We start from the raw sequence: 16,972 nt of genomic DNA, 5'->3' as shown, positions 1-16,972 counted from the left end.
CGTGTCCCCCGTGAACCGGTCCGGGTGGTTCTAGAGTCCTGATTGCCCTGTTGAGGGCGGAGAAGGGACGATAGGGATCATGGCGGGACGGAAGCGTCACTCGGCTGAGGACATCGTGCGCAAGTTGCGCCGAGCCGATGAACTGGCGGCCGAGGGCAAGAACGGCGAGGAGATCGCCGCCGACCTCGAGGTGTCGGCGGCCACCTTGTACAACTGGCGCCGCCAGTACGGCGGTATGGACGCTGATGCCGCCAAGGAACTCAAGGAGCTACGCGAGCAGAACGGCCGGCTCAAGCGCCTGCTCGCCGACGCCGAGTTGGAGAAAGACGCGCTGCGGGAGATCGCCAAGGGAAAATTCTGAGCCCGACCGCCAAACGCGTCGCGATCGACATGCTCAAAGACGTGAAGAACATGTCAGAACGTATGGCGTGCAGGGTTGTTGGGCTTTCACGGTCTACCTACCGGCGTCTGCCGTTGGCTCAGACACCGGCCGACCCGGACGCTGGTATGCGTGCACAGCTACGCACCTACGCCCGCAAGCACCCGCGACACGGGTTCCGGCGGGCGTGGGCGCACCTGCGGTTCGACGACGGTATCGAGGTGAACAAGAAGAAGGTGCATCGGCTGTGGACGGAGGAGGGCCTGCAGGTGCGCCGGGCGCCGCGGCGCAAACGAGCCGGGCAATCGTCAGTGCCGATCGTGGCGGCGGATGCGCCGAAGGTGGTGTGGGCATTGGACTTTCAGTTTGACTCGACCGTGGATGGCAAGAAGGTCAAGATCGCATCAATGGTCGATGAACACACCCGGATGTCGTTGCTCAACATCGTGGATCGCTCGATCACCGCCGACCGGTTGGTCGAGGAATTGGAGAAGACCTTCGCGATCTGGGGTGGCCCACCCATGGTGCTACGCATGGACAACGGCCCTGAGTTCATCTCAGAGGCGCTCCAGGCGTTCTGTGCAGGGTCGGTAGGCATCTCCTATATTCCGCCCGGCACGCCGTGGAACAACGGGTTCATCGAATCGTTCAACAACCGGCTTCGCGACGAGTGCCTGAACCGCAACTGCTGGCCCACCCTGCTCGAAGCTCGCGTGGTGATCGACGATTTCAAAGACGACCACAACCACCGGCACCGCCACTCGGCGCTGGGCTACCAGACCCCGGCCGAGTACGCTGCCCGATGCACCCACCAGCACCACCCTGTGGGCTGCGAGATCGACTGACCGACAGCTAGAAGAAACTGGCTCTAGAACTGCCTGGACCGGCTATCGGGGACCTGCCACATAGGTCAGCAGCAGGCCGACGAAGCTCATCACGCCCAGCAGCAGGGTCGGACCGGCGAAGCGACGCGAGGCAAGGACCGCGAAATCGACCTTCTCGGCTGCGGCGGGTGCGGTGGTCGCGACCGGCCGAGCAGGGACGACGGGGATTCCGGTGCGCGCCGAGACCGCCTCCGTGTCGGCGAGACGACCGCGGGTGGCGAGCCATTGCGGCGACTCGGGCATCCGCAGCAGCGCGAGGGGCAGCAACGTGACGAGGGGCAGTGCGCCGACCCAGAACAGTCCGCGCCAGCCGACGTGGTCGGCGAGCACCATCGCCAGGATCGTGGCGAGCACGCCGCCGGCCGGAACACCGCTGTAGACGATGGCGTTGAACAGATTCTTCTTCGCGGGCGGCGCGAACTCGGCGACCATCGCGCCGGCGGTGGCGACCAGGCCGCCGATTCCGATGCCGGTCACGAACCGCAGGATGCCGAACGAGGTCAGATTGGTGGCGAGGGCTGTCGCACCCATGCCGACCGAGAACCAGATGATGTTGAACAGCATCATCCGTCGGCGACCGACCCGGTCACCGACCGCGCCGGCCAGCAGCGCGCCGATCATGACGCCGATGAGCGCGTAGGAACCCAGCGCCCCGGCGGTGGCGGGGGTGAGCTGACCGAGCTGGGTCGGGTCGTCGAGCAGGGTGGGTAGGACGGTGCCGTAGACGACGACGTCGTAGCCGTCGAACACGATGGCGATGGTCGCGAGTGCGACGACCCAGAGCACGCTCCTGCGATGCTCCGGTGATGTCCAGGTGGATGAGATCATGCGGGCCGTCCCTTCCGCGATGGTGTGCCGGGAGACATCCTGAGTGAGAAGTGGGGTCGGTCACATCGGAGATATGCCCAGAGCCGACCCATCCGGGATTGATCGTGACCGGTGATCAATCGAGCATGCGGAACGTACGGGTGGCTTCGACTCGGCTCGTCGCTGCGCTCCTCACCGGCTCAACCAGCGGAGGGGGCGGCTCGGGCGGTGGGGGGCTCAACCAGCGGAGGGGGGCTCGACCGGCGGAGGGTGTGGCCGCGAACGGGGGTCCGGCCGGTCACTTCTGTGAGCGACTCCGCTTCAGCAGTTCCTGGACGCTGATCTGGCCGTCGTCACCGGTTTCGTCGGAGCGGGCGTGCCGGTCGGTACGCGGACGACGGCGACGGTTCGACTCATCGGCCGGGCGATCCTGCTCACCCGAGGCGGGACCGGCGTCGGGCCGCGCGGCGGCCGGGGTCGCATCGGCGCTGATTCCGCGCTCCATCGGCGACGGGCCGTTGCTGCGACGACTCCGAGACGACGGGGTCGAGGTCTCCGGGCTGACCGAGGCGGCCAGGGGGCGACGACCGGTCTCGTCGAGGGCGGGCCGGCGTCCGAGCGGTGAGCGCTGGCCGGTCGGCTCCGGCGTCGGCCGGGCGGTTCCGGGATTCGGACGCCCGCCGGTCTCCGGCACCCGTGGTGGGGCGGACGGGGGAGTGACCGTCGGACGGTCCCCGTTCCCCGGGTGAGGTGCGGCGTCGCCGAGTCGGATGCCACCCTCGCCGAGGCTCCAGCCGCCGGTGTCGGGACGATCACCCTTCGACACGGTGGAGCGGCGGTAGGGCGTCGCGGGACGGCGTCCGGCCGGTTCGGGGGCCCGGGCACCGGGCACGGGCGTCGGTCCGACGCGCGCCGGCGGAGTGCGCGGCGGGGTCGGCGCAGTACCCGGGCGGCCGGTGGTGGTCGGCGGCGGACCCGAGGGGGACGGCGGAGTCGGGGTGGGCCCGGAACCGGTGCGCTGGTCGGGGGCCTGACCCGCCGGGCGGCCGTTGGTGAGCGGTCGGTCCGGGGCGGGCCGCGCCGGTGCGGCGGGGCGGCCGACGGCGGCCGGTCGTCAGCCCGACCCCGGGCGGGAACCGCTCCGGCGGCGACCGGTTGTCTGCGTGCCGCGGCCATCACCGAGGTCGGCGCCTCGGCCACCACGGTGCCCGCACTCATCGGACGGGCGCCGGCACCGGCGTCGCGCTGTTCGTCGGGTTCGTCGTCGAGGACGGTCTCGCCGAGGCCGATCTTGCGCTGGACCACGCGCATCCACCGCGGTGCCCACCAGCAGTCGTCCCCGAGCAGCTTCATCACCGACGGGACGAGCAACATGCGGATCACCGTGGCGTCCAGGATCAGCGCGGCGATCATGCCGAACGCGATGTACTTCATCATCACGATCTCGGACAGGCTGAACGCGCCGGTGACCACGACCAGGATCGCGGCGGCCGCGGTGATGATGCCGCCGGTGTGCGCGGTGCCGCTGCGGATCGCCTCGGTGGTGCTCGCGCCCTTCTGTCTGGCCTCGACCATGCGGGAGAGCAGGAACACCTCGTAGTCGGTCGAGAGGCCGAACACGATGGCGATGATCAGCACGAGCACCGCTGCGAACAGCGGGCCCGGGGTGAAGTTGGCCAGCTCGGCGCCGTGACCGTCGACGAAGATCCACGTCAGGATGCCGAGCGTGGCACCGAGACCCAGGGCCGTCATGAGCGCGGCCTTGATCGGCAGGACGATCGAACCGAACTGCAGGAACATCAGCAGGCCGGTGATGAGGACGAGCATGACGGCCATCAGCGGGAGCCGCTGCATCAGCGCGTCGATCGAGTCCTGGGTGAGGGCCGGGGTACCCGAGACGTACATCGTGAGGCCCTCGGTGTCGATCGCGCGCAACTGCTCGATCGCCTGGGCGGCGGTGTTCCGGTCCTGGAGACCGGCCGACACCTGGTAGACGCCCACGTTCGGATACCGCTCGGCGTCGAAGGACCCGAAGTCGGACTTGTCGGCGTCGCTGAACTTGTTGGTGAAGCCGGGGACCGCGTCGGCGCGTTGCGCGATGGCGTCGAGCTTGTTCTGGTCGGCCTGGCTCGACTCGTCGTAGATGATGACGAGCTTGATGGCCTCGGTTCGCTCGCTCGGGAAGTATTCGTCGAACTTCTCCTGCGCGACCCGGTTGGGGTTGTCCGGCGGCAGGAACTTCTCGCTGATCCCGCCGAACTGGATGCTGCCGAACGGGATGATCAGCGCGAGCAAGAGGAGCACAGTCGGGACCGCGGTCTTGACCGGGTGCTTCATCACCCACGTCGCGAGTCGGCCCCAGAAGCCGTTCTCGACTTCCTGGCTGGTCTTCATGCGACCGCTGAACCGGTTCTCGATGGCCGCTGCGCGTTCCTCGCCGGAGAAGCGGCGGGCCAGCGGGACCGCGGTGTACTTCATGACCGTGCTGATCGACAGCATGTTCACGCGGGGGCCGAGGATGCCCAGGATCGCCGGGAGGACGGTGATCGACAGGATCGCGGCGAGGGACACCGATGCGATCGCGCCGTAGGCGACGGATTTGAGGAATCCCTGCGGCATGATCAGCAGACATGCCAGGGCGGCGACGATGATCGTCGCGGAGAAGACCACCGTCTGACCGGCGGTCATCACCGTTCTTCGGACCGCGGCCTTGGTCGAATAGCCTTCACCGAGTTCTTCGCGGAAACGCGACACGATGAACAGGCCGTAGTCGATCGCGATGCCGAGACCGATCAGCGTGACCACCGACTGCGCGAAGATGTTCAGCTCGGTGGTGAGCGCCAGGATCTTCATGATGCCCAGCGAGCCGGCGATGGTCAGACCGCCGATGAGGACGGGCAGACACGCGGCGACGACGCCGCCGAAGACGAAGAACAGCATGATCGCCACCAGCGGCAGCGCGAGGACCTCGGCGCGGTGGATGTCCTTGTCCATGCCCTCGGCCATCGATCCGGCGACCGGTTGCAGGCCGGCGAGCTCGAAGGTCGTACCGGGTAGATCGAAGCGTTCGGGGATGTCCTCGAAGAACGGTTCGATGGTCTTGTAGTTGTTGAGGACCGTCGTGTCGTCGTTGCCGGCGACGCCGATGCTGATGAAGGCGTGTCTGCCGTCCTCGGTGAACAGTCGCTCCTGCAGCGTGCTCTGCGCGGGCTGGACGAGGAACGGGTCGTACAGACCGGGATCGGCGCGTCCGACGATGTCGGGGTGCGTCGCGATGAGGTCCTCGACGAACGTCTCGACCTTCGCGCCGAACGCCTTGTCGTCGACGCGGGTGCCCTCCGGCGGGGTGACCAGCAGGATGATGTCGGACGTGTGGTCGCGCCCCAGCGCCTGGTCGGCGTAGCGCGCACCGGTGTCGGACTCCGACGTCGGATCGAACCAGCCGCTCTGACTGAGGTGCTTGCCGAGATCGAGACCGTACAGCCCGAGTCCGGCCATCATCGCGATGAGCACCGCGATGACGAGGAAGCGCATTCGGTAGACGAATGTGCCGATGAACCGGAACACGCGATGTCCTTTCGTGTACGACTGGTCAGGCCTGTTCGGCGCCGTCGTCTCGGGGCGCCGGTGGCGATTCTGTCAGTTTCCCGAAAGATCCTGACAGTGTTGCCTGAGTGATCCCTGAGGCGTGGGCCTCGGGGTCACGCGCGGGCACACCCGCATCGGCGTCGGATGCCGGGTCGCGGACCGCCGCCCGACGACCCCGGCAGGGCCACGACGCCGCAGGTCAGCGCAACAGTGCGCTGAGCGGGCGGAAGGGTGTGAGCCAGGCGCCCTCGTCGGGCAGGGAGTCCAGGCCGATGCGTGGCAGCGGCTCGCGGAACACGCCGGGGATGTCCTCGAGATCGATGAACTCCAGTTCTTCGGTGCTCAGCGCCCAACTGGCGTGTTCGCGGAACCCGATGACGGTGACGGGCACCCCGTCGCCGACCACCTCGAGCAGCGGTTCGCGGAATGCCTGACCGTCGGCGGACGCCACGATCACGCCGGCTAGTCCAACAGTGTGCCTGCGAAGTTCGATGTGGTCGAGCATGTCGGAGTCGACATCGCTGTCGTCGGACAGCTTCGGCTTGGCGAACACGGCGAAACCGACATTACGGAGAGCGTCCACCCACGGCCGGACGACGTCGGCGCTACCAGGGGCGATGTTGGTGAACACGGTGGCCTCGGGCTCGACCGCGCCGCCTCCGTCGGTGAGAGCGGACACATCTGCGGTCCGCTGCAGCAGCCACCGGCCCAGGGCGTCGAACCGGGGACGGTGCGCGGCGGTGGGGCGTCCGCCGAGCAGGGCGCCGAGGCCCATGTCCATGTTGGGTGCGTCCCACACCAGCAGCATGCGGCGCGTCCCCGTCTGGCCGGAGATGGTGTCGGCGAAGCCGGTCGGGCTGTGGTCACTCATGGCGGGCTCCCGTCGGGGTGTCGCCGGTCGAGGTGGCCGGCGGGATGGGCCGCGTGTAGACGAACTCGCTGACGTAGCGGCCCTCGCGCTCCGCGCGTCCCTCGAACTTCGTCGTCGGCCGCTGCAGCGAGATCGGCGACTCCCGCGTCAACTGCACGACGTGGGGGCGGTCGGCGTCCTGGGTGGCGAGCGCCTCCGCGATCCACTCCGCATAACCGGCGTGATCGGTCGCGATGTGCAGCACCCCGCCCGGGACGAGCCGGTCCGCGATCAGTTCCAGTGTGCCGGTCTGGACGAAGCGTCGCTTGTGGTGACGCGATTTGGGCCACGGGTCGGGGAAGAACAGCCGCACACCGGTGAGGCTCGACGACGGGATGAGCTCGGTGAGGACGATGGCCGCGTCGCCGCGGATCAGGCGGACGTTGGTCAGGCCGTTGCGGTCGACGAGGCCGAGGAGCTGGGCCAGACCCGGCTTGTAGACCTCGACGGCCACGACGTCGACATCCGGTTCGGCCTCGGCCATCGCGGCGGTCGAGATGCCGGTACCGCTGCCGATCTCGAGGACCTTCGGGGCCTCGCGCCCGAACAGTTCGGTGAGGTCGAGTTGCGGCTCGGGGACCCGCTCCGGCCCGATCTCGAGGTCGCGGCCCAGCACCGGCCACAGGGTCTCCCAGTTGCGCTGCTGACCGGTCGTCAGCGTGCCGCGGCGGAAGCGGAAGCTCGTCACGCGGGGGTACAACCGGGACCTGTCGGGGCTGTTGTTCACGCGTCCATCGTTGCGCATCGTGCCGTCGCGGCGAAGTCGCGGGGGAATGGCGGCCCGGACGGCAGCGGTGCGGACGCGGACCCGTCCGGCCCCGCGAGGGGATGTGGAGCTGTCTCCGCCGTTCGCCCGGATCCCGATTATTCTCGGCCCTGTCGCGGTTCACGTGCGCCGATGCCCGGGGTGGCGGTGCGGTGGACGCGGGTCGTGGGAGGCGCAGGGGTCGGATGGCGAGGAGGCTGCGGTGGGGGCACCGGTGAACGGTGGTCGGCGTGGCGTGCCCGTCGGGAACGAGTTGTGGATGGCCGCCGAGCAGGGACGACTCGTCGACCTCGTCGACCCGGTGTCGCCGCTCGTGCCCGTCCTGGCCGGCGCGGGCCGGCGTTTCCTCCGTCCGTTGCACGTCCAGGTCGTCGGCCGGCCCGGGACCGGTCGGGACACGATGGCCCGTGCGCTGCGAGAACGACTGTCGCTCACCGTGATCGGGCCCGGTGAGGACGAGCAGGGGGCCGCCGACACCGATCTGTGGATTCTGGTCCTGGCGGGGCCGCCGCGGCGCGCCGACCGCGAACTCTTCGCGTCCCTCCCGGCCGACCGTCTGCTCGTGGTGCTGGGGAAGGCCGACACGCACGGCGACTGGGATGCGGCGGTCGGGGTCGCGGCGTCGTGTGCCGCGCGTCTGGACACGCCTGTGTACCCGGTCTCGCAGTTGCTGGCCTGCGCCGACCTCGACGACGCCGAGTTCGCCGCGCTGGCGACGATGGCGGCCGCGGGCGTCGGCATGCCGTCGATGGCCGGCCGGTTCCTCGTGGGACGTCCGGGTTCCGACGAACGGCTGATGCGGCAGGGGTTGCTGCGCCGGCTCGACGCCTTCGGCATCGACACCGCGCTCGCGCTCATCGAGTCCCGTTCCGCTGTGGCCGCGAACGCCGAGGCCCTGAGCCGGGCGCTCCGCGACGCCAGCGGCGTTCCTGATCTCGCGGGACCGATCGGGGAGCGGGTCGACCGGATTCGACAGTGGCGTGAGGTCGAGGTGCGTGCCCGGTTGGAGGAGGCGGCCGCGGCGGGCGTCGACCGCGCCGGTGCCGAGCGACTTCTGGCCGGGGCAGGAGCGGGCGCATGACCGACACGGCACTCGCCGCCGCGCGGGAGCTGACCGGCTTCGACGCCGTCGGGGTCGACGCGGGCACCGACGTGCTGGTCGTCGGGACCGACGGAGTGGGCGTCCGCACGCTGGTCGAGGCCTGCCGGGCGCTCGCCCCGGACCTCGACATCGTCGCCCGCGGCGGGCGCTCGGGTGCGCCGGCCGGTGCGGCGGTCGTGGTCGTCGACCCGTCGTCGTCGGTCGGTGAGGAGGAACGTCTCCTCGTCGAGCAGATGCGCGCGCAGGTCGGGACCGTGGCGATCGTGTGCACGAAGATCGACGCGTTCTGGGAGTGGCCGCGGACCGTGCGCGCCCACCGGGCCGTCCTCGACCCGTTCGCGACGCTGCCGCTGTTCGGGGTGTCGGCGGTCGCGGCCCTCGAGGGTGCGGTGGACGAGTCGGGGATCGACGCCCTCGTGGAGTGGCTGCGTGAGACGACTGACGCGCCGGGCGTACTCCGCGCCGAGCGGGCACGGCTGGCGGCGGGCCTCGGGGCGGTCGAACACCTCCTCGGCGCGCCGACGAGCGGCGCCGACGAGGCGGCGTCCGCACAGGTTGCCGTCGACGATCTCCTGGCCATGCGTCGCGAACTGGTCGCCGCACGTGACCGCGGACGCCCGGACCGGTTGGCGGCGGTACGCGCCGGACTCGCGCGCGTCCGATCGCAGACGTCGGCGGAACTGCACGCCGGAGTGCGCGATCTGGCGGCGTCCGCCGCCGGCCACGCTCCCGCCGCGAATTCCGCATACGGCGCCTGGGTCCGTACCGGCTGGGCCGCCCTCGCCGACGGCGTCCGTCGTCGCGCCGACGAGCGCGTCGACGCGGTCCGGTCGACCGCCCTGGTGGGCCTGGACGCGGAGCCGTCGGCCGACGAGAACTGGCCCGCGGTACCCCTCCACACCGAGCGGTCGAGCGGCCGGGCGCGGCGCGCAGGCGCCGAAGACGCGTTGGTGGTCGTCCTCGGGGCCTCGACCGGTCTGGGTGTGGGACGCCTCGTCGTCGCACCGATGGAGTCGGTCCAGACGTTGCAGTGGGTCAGCATGCCGCTCGCCCTGATCCTCGGAGTCGCGGTCGCGGCGTGGGTGATCCGTGTCCGGCGCAGTGCTGCGGAGCGTTCCGATCGCGAGGCACGCACCGCCGAGCTCCTCGCCGAGGCGCGGGCGACACTCGATCACCAGCTCGCCCTGCGCGTCACCGCGGCCGAGACCCGGATCGCCGGCCAGATCGCCCGGGCGCACGAACGCCGTAACCGAGAGGTGGCGGCCGACGTCGCGCGCCTCGACGAGCAGATCCGCCGACTGCGCAGCGGGGTCGGCGTCCGCGACGCTCGAACCCGTCGCGAGCGCGCGGCGGAGATCCGCCGTGAGTTGGTGGCGCGGTCGGAATCGCTCTGGGCGGTCGTCTCCCGCACCGACGACCCGGGTGAGGAATCCGACGATCCGGCGGGACGTCGGGACGACCGAGGGCATGACGACGGAACGGCCGGGGTCGCCCGGGCCGGCCACGACGACGGGAAGCAGTGATCTCGATGGACCCGATGTTCCCCGACGACCTTCCGGACCCGGCCCGCCCGGAGGAGGCCTCGCTGTTCGGCGCGGCCGAGGGCGCCGACCCGCACTCGGTCGACTCGGTGGCCGCACTGCACGAGACACCGGCGTCCGACGATCTCGACGATCACTTGTGGATGCACGACGACGGCCGGATCTGGGATCTCGGACCCGCCGAGGTGGACACCGACAACGACGGCATCAACGATTCGCTCACCCGCAACGGGCCCGACGGGTTTACGGTGTACACGGACAGCGATCGGGACGGGCAGGTCGACAAGATCACCGAGATCGGTGCGGACGGCGAGTTCCGTTCCGCGGTTCTCGACCCGGATACCGGCCAGTGGATCTCCGGCGGATCGGGACGAATCGGCTGACACGTGACCGGCGCCCGACCCGGCCCGTTCCGCGCCGAGACCGAGCGCGTGCGATCACCAGGGACTTTTGTCACCTGTCCGTCGGGCGTGGGATAGACCGCACCTGGCGAACCCCGTGACCTAGCGCCCGCTCGGTGGACGTATCCTTGACCGCGAGACGACCTGACAGGTGGCCATTCAAGCGGCCACCACCTCGGAGGAGGCCCCAACGATGACCGCAGCCACCATTCCCGGACTGGACCCGAGTAGCGCTCCGACGAAGCACGCGGGACTGCTGGCCTGGGTGGCCGAGGTCGCCGAGCTGACCCAGCCCGACCGGGTGGTGTGGTCCGACGGCAGTGACGAGGAGTGGGAGCGCCTGACCGCCGACCTCGTGCAGGCCGGCACCCTGGTGAAGCTGAACGAGGAGAAGAAGCCGAACTCCTTCCTCGCCAACTCCGACCCCGCCGACGTGGCCCGCGTGGAGTCGCGGACCTACATCTGCTCGGAGAAGGAAGAGGACGCCGGCCCGACCAACAACTGGGTCGATCCCGCCGAGATGCGTTCGACGATGACCGAGCTCTACCGCGGCAGCATGCGCGGCCGCACGATGTTCGTCATCCCGTTCTGCATGGGCCCGCTGGACTCCGACGATCCCAAGCTCGGTGTCGAGATCACCGACTCCGAGTACGTCGTGCTGTCGATGAAGATCATGACCCGCGTCGGCCCCCGCGTCCTGGAGATCCTGGGCGAGGACGGCTTCTTCGTTAAGGCGCTGCACTCCGTCGGTGCGCCCCTCGAGGACGGCCAGGCCGACGTGCCGTGGCCCTGCAACACCGAGAAGTACATCACCCACTTCCCCGAGACCCGCGAGATCTGGTCGTTCGGATCGGGTTACGGCGGCAACGCGCTGCTCGGAAAGAAGTGCTATGCCCTGCGCATCGCCTCGGTCATCGCCCGCGACGAGGGGTGGATGGCCGAGCACATGCTGATCCTCAAGCTGACCAGCCCGGCGAACAAGGTGTACTACATCGCCGCGGCGTTCCCGAGTGCCTGTGGCAAGACCAACCTTGCGATGCTCCAGCCGACGATCCCCGGCTGGAAGGCCGAGACCGTGGGCGACGACATCGCCTGGATGCGCTTCGGCGAGGACGGCCGGCTGTACGCGATCAATCCCGAATTCGGTTTCTTCGGTGTCGCTCCCGGTACCAGCTACGACTCGAACCCGAACGCGATGAAGACCATCGAGGCCGGAAACACCCTCTACACCAACGTCGCCCGCACCGACGACGGCGACATCTGGTGGGAGGACATCGACGGCCCGGCGCCCGCGCACCTCACCGATTGGCTCGGCAACGACTGGACGCCGGAGTCCGATCACAAGGCCGCGCACCCGAATTCGCGCTACTGCACCCCGATCTCGCAGTGCCCGTCGCTGGCCGACGAGTGGGATGACCCGAAGGGCGTGCCGATCTCGGCGATCCTGTTCGGCGGTCGCCGCAAGACCACGGTGCCGCTGGTGACCGAGGCCCGCGACTGGCAGACCGGTGTCTTCATGGGTGCCACCGTGGGCTCCGAGCAGACCGCCGCGGCCGAGGGCAAGGTCGGCACCGTGCGCCGCGACCCGATGGCGATGCTGCCGTTCATGGGCTACCACGTCGGCGACTACCTGCAGCACTGGGTGAACATCGGCAAGAACGCCGACGAGTCGAAGCTGCCGAAGGTGTTCTACGTCAACTGGTTCCGTCGGGGCGACGACAAGCGCTTCCTGTGGCCCGGATTCGGCGAGAACAGCCGCGTGCTGAAGTGGATCATCGAGCGCATCGAGGGTGAGGCCGAGGGTGTCGAGACCCCCATCGGCATCGTCGCGAAGCCGGAGTCGATCGACGTCAGCGGTCTGGACGTGCCTGCGGAGGACGTCGCGGAGGCGCTCGCCTTCAATCCCGACGAGTGGCGCGAGGAGATCCCGTCCATCGAGGAGCTGTTCGACTTCGTCGGCGAGAAGCTGCCGAGCTCGTTGCGCGACGAGCTCGACGGTCTGAAGCAGCGCCTGGCCTGACGCGGCCTTGCTGCGCGGTTCCGGGGCTGAACGTACGGATGGGTCTGAAGTGACGGTTGAGGTATCGTGCCCCTCATGAAACTACGTCTGTGGGGCGCCTCGGTCGCCGCTGCCTGCGCGCTGGGACTGGCGTCGTCGGTCGCGGTCCAACCGGCTTCGGCGACACCGTCTTCCGGGGCCGGGGTCACGGCGTTCTTCACGGATTCGACGACGATCGGGAACGGGCTTCCCACCGTCAACCGGATCTCCGGCATCGATCGGACCGGTAACGGCAACTACGTGATGATCGCCGAGGACGTGCTCCCGGCTCGCTTCTTCACGGCGTCGATCGGGTACACCTCCGTCACCGCGTCCTTCACCGGGCAGCCGCGGATCAACGGCGGCGGCACGGTCCTCGGCCCGTGGTTCCTCCCGTTGCTGCCCGGACAGGCCCAGTTCGAGGGCATCCGTCAGTCCGCGGGCGGTTACACCGTCGTCAGCGGCGGCAACAACCAGTTCGTCCGGCAGATCGGGCCCATCGGACAGGTCCTCCGCGACCTGCCGCTCCCGTCGGTGTGGCGCCCGTCGTCGAAGTCGGGTCTGGCAGGTCAGCGCGGACTCACCGGCGTGGCTGTCGGACCCCAGGGTCAGGTCAGCGTCCTGACCGCCGGCGGACTCCGGCAGGACGCCGCACGATCGGCCCGTCTGCTGACCTTCGGCAAGACCAATCGCGAGTTCGTCTATCGCACCGACGCCAACAAGGTGGCCGCCGATGTGCTGGCCATCAATTCGACGGACTTTCTCGTGCTCGAACGTGGCCCGGGCAAGCTGTCGAACATCTTCTGGACGACGACCCGGGGCGCCACCTCGGTGACGAACAAGAAGAAGCTGAGCGGACGCGAGAAGGCGATGACCAAGCGTCGGATCTTCTCGACCACCGCGACGCCGCACCTGCTCACCGGCAACATGTCGGGACTCGCCTGGGGTAACTGGCATCCCGACAACCCGTTCGCGAAGACCCGTACCCGCACCCTTCTCGTGGTGTCGGACAACGTCGGATCGCCCAACCGCCTCCACTCGTTCGAGGTCCAGATCCCGAAGTAGAGGCCGCAGCAGTGCCCAACGTCACTGCCGTCAGGGTGGGGTCAGGGTGTTACCTGATGGCCAACCGACGCAGGATTTGGCACCGTTGAGGGCATGACGACGACTGATGTGGCCGCTCGAGACGACGGTGGCGATGATTTTGGGACGCCGAAGCACGCGGTTGCTGCCGGGGCAGACAACCTTTCCAAGCGGTACGGCGTCGGCGACACCGCCGTCGAGGCCCTGAAGAACGTCTCCATCTCGTTCCGGGAGGGCGAGTTCACCGCCATCATGGGGCCATCGGGGTCGGGCAAATCCACCCTGATGCACTGCCTCGCCGGTCTCGACGTCGCGAGCGACGGCAAGGTGTTCATCGGCGACACCGATCTCACCGCGTTGTCGGACAAGGCGATGACGATGCTGCGTCGCGACCGCATCGGCTTCGTGTTCCAGGCGTTCAACCTCGTGCCGACGCTGACGGCCAAGGAGAACATCACACTGCCGGTCGACATCGCCGGCCGCACCGTCGACACCGAGTGGTTCGACGCCGTGGTGGCCCGGCTCGGGATCACCGACCGGCTCGGACATCTGCCGAGTGAACTGTCCGGTGGTCAGCAGCAGCGCGTGGCCTGTGCCCGTGCGCTGATCGGCAAGCCGTCGATCATCTTCGGCGACGAGCCGACGGGCAACCTGGACTCCCGCTCCTCGGGCGAGGTTCTCTCGATCCTGCGGGCGGCGACCGACGAGTTCAAGCAGACCGTCGTCATCGTGACCCACGATCCGCGCGCGGCGTCGTACGCCGATCGAGTGGTGTTCCTGGCCGACGGCCAGATCGTGCAGGAGCTGTCCCGGCCGTCGGCCGACGATGTCTTCGAGGTCATGAAGAACCTCGACAACGTTCCTGCGCCCGACACCGCCGAAGCGCTCTGAGCCGTGGCGTCCTCCACGGTGATGCGCCGGGTCTCGCTACGGAACCTGCGCGCCCACAAGCTCCGGCTGTTCCTCACCCTCTTCTCGATCGTCCTCGGCACCTCGTTCGTGGCCGGGTCCATCGTGTTCACCGGGTCCATCTCGAAGGCCTTCAACGACATCTTCGACAGTGCGGCGCAGGGTGTCGCGGTCGAGGTGACCCCGGCCGACCGGCAGTCGCCGGGTGTGCCGAACACGATCGTGGACCAGCTCCGCGACCAGCGTGCCCAGTTCGGCATCGACAAACTCGTCGTCAACAACAACGGCCTGGTCACGGTCGCCGACTCCGACGGCAAGGCCATCCAGACCGGTGGCGCTCCGAGCGTGGGCAGCACTTACATCCCGCCGGCGGAGGCGCTGGACCCGGACGAGTCGCGGATTCTGCCGGGTGGACGCGGCCCCGAGAACGCCGGCGAGATCGTCTTGAACACCTCGGCGGCCGAGGCCGCGGGGCTGAAGGTCGGGTCGAAGACGAAGATCGTCGTCGGGCAGGGCAACTCGGAGCCGCTCGAGGTCACCGTCGTCGGCCTCGTCGACGCGCCCAGCTCGACGGGTGGTTACGTGAACGCCCAGTTCGACGCCGCGACGTCGGCCCGCCTGTTCACCGACGGTGAGCACGTCGGCGTCGTCGACATGTCGGCCGTCGCCGGGGTCACCCCGGAACAGTTGCAGGAACGGATCATCTCCGCGCTCGGCGCCGACGCCGATCTCTACGACGTCCGCACCGGCGACCAGGTCCGCGAGGACCAGAAGGCGCAGGTCAACGAGTTCCTGCAGATCTTCCAGTACATTCTGCTGGCGTTCGCCGCGATCGGTCTGGTCGTCGGCACGTTCATCATCTACAACACCTTCTCGATGATCGTCGCGCAGCGGAACCGTGAGTTCGCGCTTCTCCGGGCGGTCGGCGCGAGCCAGCGCCAGGTGTCGCGGTCGGTGCTGTTCGAGGCCTTCGTCGTGGGCGTCCTCGGCGGTGCGCTCGGCCTCGCCATCGGCATCGGGCTGGCCGCCGCGCTGAAGGCGATCACGAGCGCCACGTCGGGCCTGCCCGACGGTGAGCTGGCCGTGGGTCCGGACGCGATCCTCGCCGGCATCCTGGTCGGCGTCGTGGTGACGATGATCAGCGCGTGGGTGCCGGCGGCTCGAGCCGCACGGGTGCCGCCGGTCGAGGCGATGCGTGCGTCGGCCGCCGAGGGGTCGGCCTCGTTGCGCAATCGCACGATCCTCGGCGCGGTCATCGGCGTCGCGTCGATCGCCGCGATCGTCATCGGCGCGATGGGCGAGGGGACCGGCCCGGCGGTCACGGTCGGTGCCGGCGCCGCGGGTGCCGTCCTGTCGGCCGTCCTCATCGGCCCGGCGATCGCCCGCCCGTTCGTCGGCGCGCTCGGCCGGGTCATCGGCGCGCCCTTCGGCATGATCGGGCGTCTGGCGCGGACCAACGCCGTCCGCAACCCGCGGCGTTCTGCCGCAACGGCCTTCGCACTCACCCTCGGACTGATGCTGGTCGCGATCATCGGCACCCTGGGTCAGTCGTTCAAGGGCACCGTCGACGATGCCGTGGACACCGGTATCACCGCCGACTACATCGTGGCGGGCACCAACCAGTCGTCGCTGCCACCCGCGGTGACCGAGGCGATCGACGGTGTGCCCGGCGTCGCCGACGTGGTGTCGTTCGGCATCGTCCAGGCCAAGGTCGACGGCAGATCGGAGACCGGGTTCTCCGCCCTGGGCGGACCGCTGAACAGCGTGACCGTGATGGACATGCAGGACGGCGCGTCGTCGGATCTGCCCGCCGACGGGATGCTCATCAGCGAGCGGACCGGTAAGTCCAACGGCTGGAAGCGCGGCGACGTGGTCACGTTCACCTCCGCGACCGGGGAGCAGGTCCAGGTCCCGATCGCCGGCGTCTACGCGGACAACGAAGCGCTGCAACCGTGGGTCGTGGGTCCGGACGTCTACGAGAAACTGGTCCCGCCTTTCGCGCGGGTCAATGTCACGCTCTTCGTGAACGCCGCGCCGGGCACCGACCTCGAGACCCTGCGTACCGATCTGGAGAATGCGACGTCGGACTACCTGACGGTGCAGATCCAGGACCGGGATCAGTTCAAGGGCCAGATCTCGTCGCAGATCGATCAGATGCTCGGCACGCTGTACGCGATGCTCGGGCTGGCACTGCTGATCGCGGTGCTCGGCATCATCAACACGCTTGCGCTGTCGGTGGTCGAACGCAAACGCGAGATCGGGATGTTGCGCGCGATCGGCATGATCCGAGCCCAGGTGCGACGCTCGATCTACCTCGAGTCGGTGCTGATCTCGATCTTCGGCGCAGTGCTGGGTGTGCTCCTCGGGACCGTCATCGGCGTCGCGTTGGTACGCACGCTCGCCGAGTGGGGCCTGGGCGCGCCGGTGATCCCGTGGTCGCTCATCGCGATCACGCTGATCGCGTCAGCGGTGGTCGGGGTGCTGGCCGCGTTGTGGCCGGCCGTCCGCGCGGCGCGCACCGGACCGCTCGAGGCGATCGCCGACATCTGACGCAGGTTCGTGGT

At 69.1% G+C, this 16,972-nt stretch carries 10 protein-coding genes and 2 pseudogenes; 8 read left to right on the top strand and 4 right to left on the bottom strand.

Annotated features, from left to right (window positions below; genetic code table 11):
* The first annotated feature begins 79 nt into the window (after nt 1-79).
* Nucleotides 80-1,224 (top strand): IS3 family transposase gene (locus QAD21_RS21920; protein ID WP_280360257.1). Its coding sequence is split into 2 segments (ribosomal slippage): nt 80-347 and nt 347-1,224, totalling 1,146 coding nucleotides; the frame shifts between segments, so codons are not numbered across the junction.
* 60 nt (nt 1,225-1,284) lie between these two features.
* Here the strand turns inward: QAD21_RS21920 and QAD21_RS21915 are convergent.
* From QAD21_RS21915 to trmB, 4 genes and pseudogenes are all read right to left on the bottom strand, one after another.
* Nucleotides 1,285-2,091: pseudogene (locus QAD21_RS21915) on the bottom strand (MFS transporter); the annotation flags it as partial.
* 277 nt (nt 2,092-2,368) lie between these two features.
* Nucleotides 2,369-5,637, bottom strand: a pseudogene (locus QAD21_RS21910) (MMPL family transporter).
* A 220-nt stretch (nt 5,638-5,857) separates the two neighbouring features.
* Nucleotides 5,858-6,529: an NYN domain-containing protein gene (locus QAD21_RS21905; RefSeq protein WP_058252241.1), complete on the bottom strand. Its 672-nt coding sequence runs from the start codon at nt 6,527-6,529 to the stop codon at nt 5,858-5,860.
* A complete protein-coding gene (trmB, locus tag QAD21_RS21900) occupies nt 6,522-7,313 on the bottom strand; it encodes a tRNA (guanosine(46)-N7)-methyltransferase TrmB (RefSeq protein ID WP_058252240.1) in 792 nt (263 codons plus the stop codon). The genes QAD21_RS21905 and trmB overlap by 8 nt, the downstream gene beginning before the upstream one ends.
* A 223-nt stretch (nt 7,314-7,536) precedes the next feature.
* Here trmB and QAD21_RS21895 point away from each other — a divergent pair, with 223 nt between their 5' ends.
* The 7 genes from QAD21_RS21895 (at nt 7,537) to QAD21_RS21865 (ending at nt 16,958) form a co-directional block, all read left to right on the top strand.
* Nucleotides 7,537-8,415, top strand: coding sequence for a hypothetical protein (locus QAD21_RS21895; RefSeq protein ID WP_280360256.1), 879 nt, complete (start codon nt 7,537-7,539; stop codon nt 8,413-8,415).
* Nucleotides 8,412-9,959, top strand: a complete 1,548-nt coding sequence (locus QAD21_RS21890) for a hypothetical protein (RefSeq protein ID WP_280360255.1) — start codon at nt 8,412-8,414, stop codon at nt 9,957-9,959. The genes QAD21_RS21895 and QAD21_RS21890 overlap by 4 nt, the downstream gene beginning before the upstream one ends.
* A gap of 5 nt (nt 9,960-9,964) precedes the next feature.
* Nucleotides 9,965-10,360 carry a DUF6802 family protein gene (locus QAD21_RS21885; protein WP_065630444.1) on the top strand — a complete coding sequence of 132 codons (396 nt, stop codon included), beginning with the start codon at nt 9,965-9,967 and terminating at the stop codon, nt 10,358-10,360.
* A 211-nt stretch (nt 10,361-10,571) separates the two neighbouring features.
* Nucleotides 10,572-12,398 carry a phosphoenolpyruvate carboxykinase (GTP) gene (locus tag QAD21_RS21880; RefSeq protein ID WP_137809622.1) on the top strand — a complete coding sequence of 609 codons (1,827 nt, stop codon included), beginning with the start codon at nt 10,572-10,574 and terminating at the stop codon, nt 12,396-12,398.
* Nucleotides 12,399-12,473: 75 nt separating this feature from the next.
* Nucleotides 12,474-13,481 (top strand): esterase-like activity of phytase family protein, encoded by a 1,008-nt coding sequence (locus QAD21_RS21875; RefSeq protein ID WP_226511772.1) that lies wholly within the window; start codon nt 12,474-12,476, stop codon nt 13,479-13,481.
* A gap of 93 nt (nt 13,482-13,574) precedes the next feature.
* The gene (locus QAD21_RS21870; protein ID WP_065630339.1) at nt 13,575-14,390 is read left to right on the top strand and encodes an ABC transporter ATP-binding protein; all 816 of its coding nucleotides are present in this window, start codon (nt 13,575-13,577) and stop codon (nt 14,388-14,390) included.
* A gap of 21 nt (nt 14,391-14,411) precedes the next feature.
* On the top strand, nt 14,412-16,958 hold the full coding sequence (locus tag QAD21_RS21865; RefSeq protein ID WP_280361834.1) for an ABC transporter permease: 2,547 nt from the start codon (nt 14,412-14,414) through the stop codon (nt 16,956-16,958).
* The last annotated feature ends 14 nt before the right edge of the window (nt 16,959-16,972 follow it).

The sequence above is a fragment of the Gordonia sp. SMJS1 genome (genome assembly GCF_029866425.1).
Classification (GTDB): domain Bacteria; phylum Actinomycetota; class Actinomycetes; order Mycobacteriales; family Mycobacteriaceae; genus Gordonia; species Gordonia hongkongensis.
Note: the sequence above shows the minus strand (reverse complement) of the source record. Positions and strands in the feature narration are given on the sequence as shown.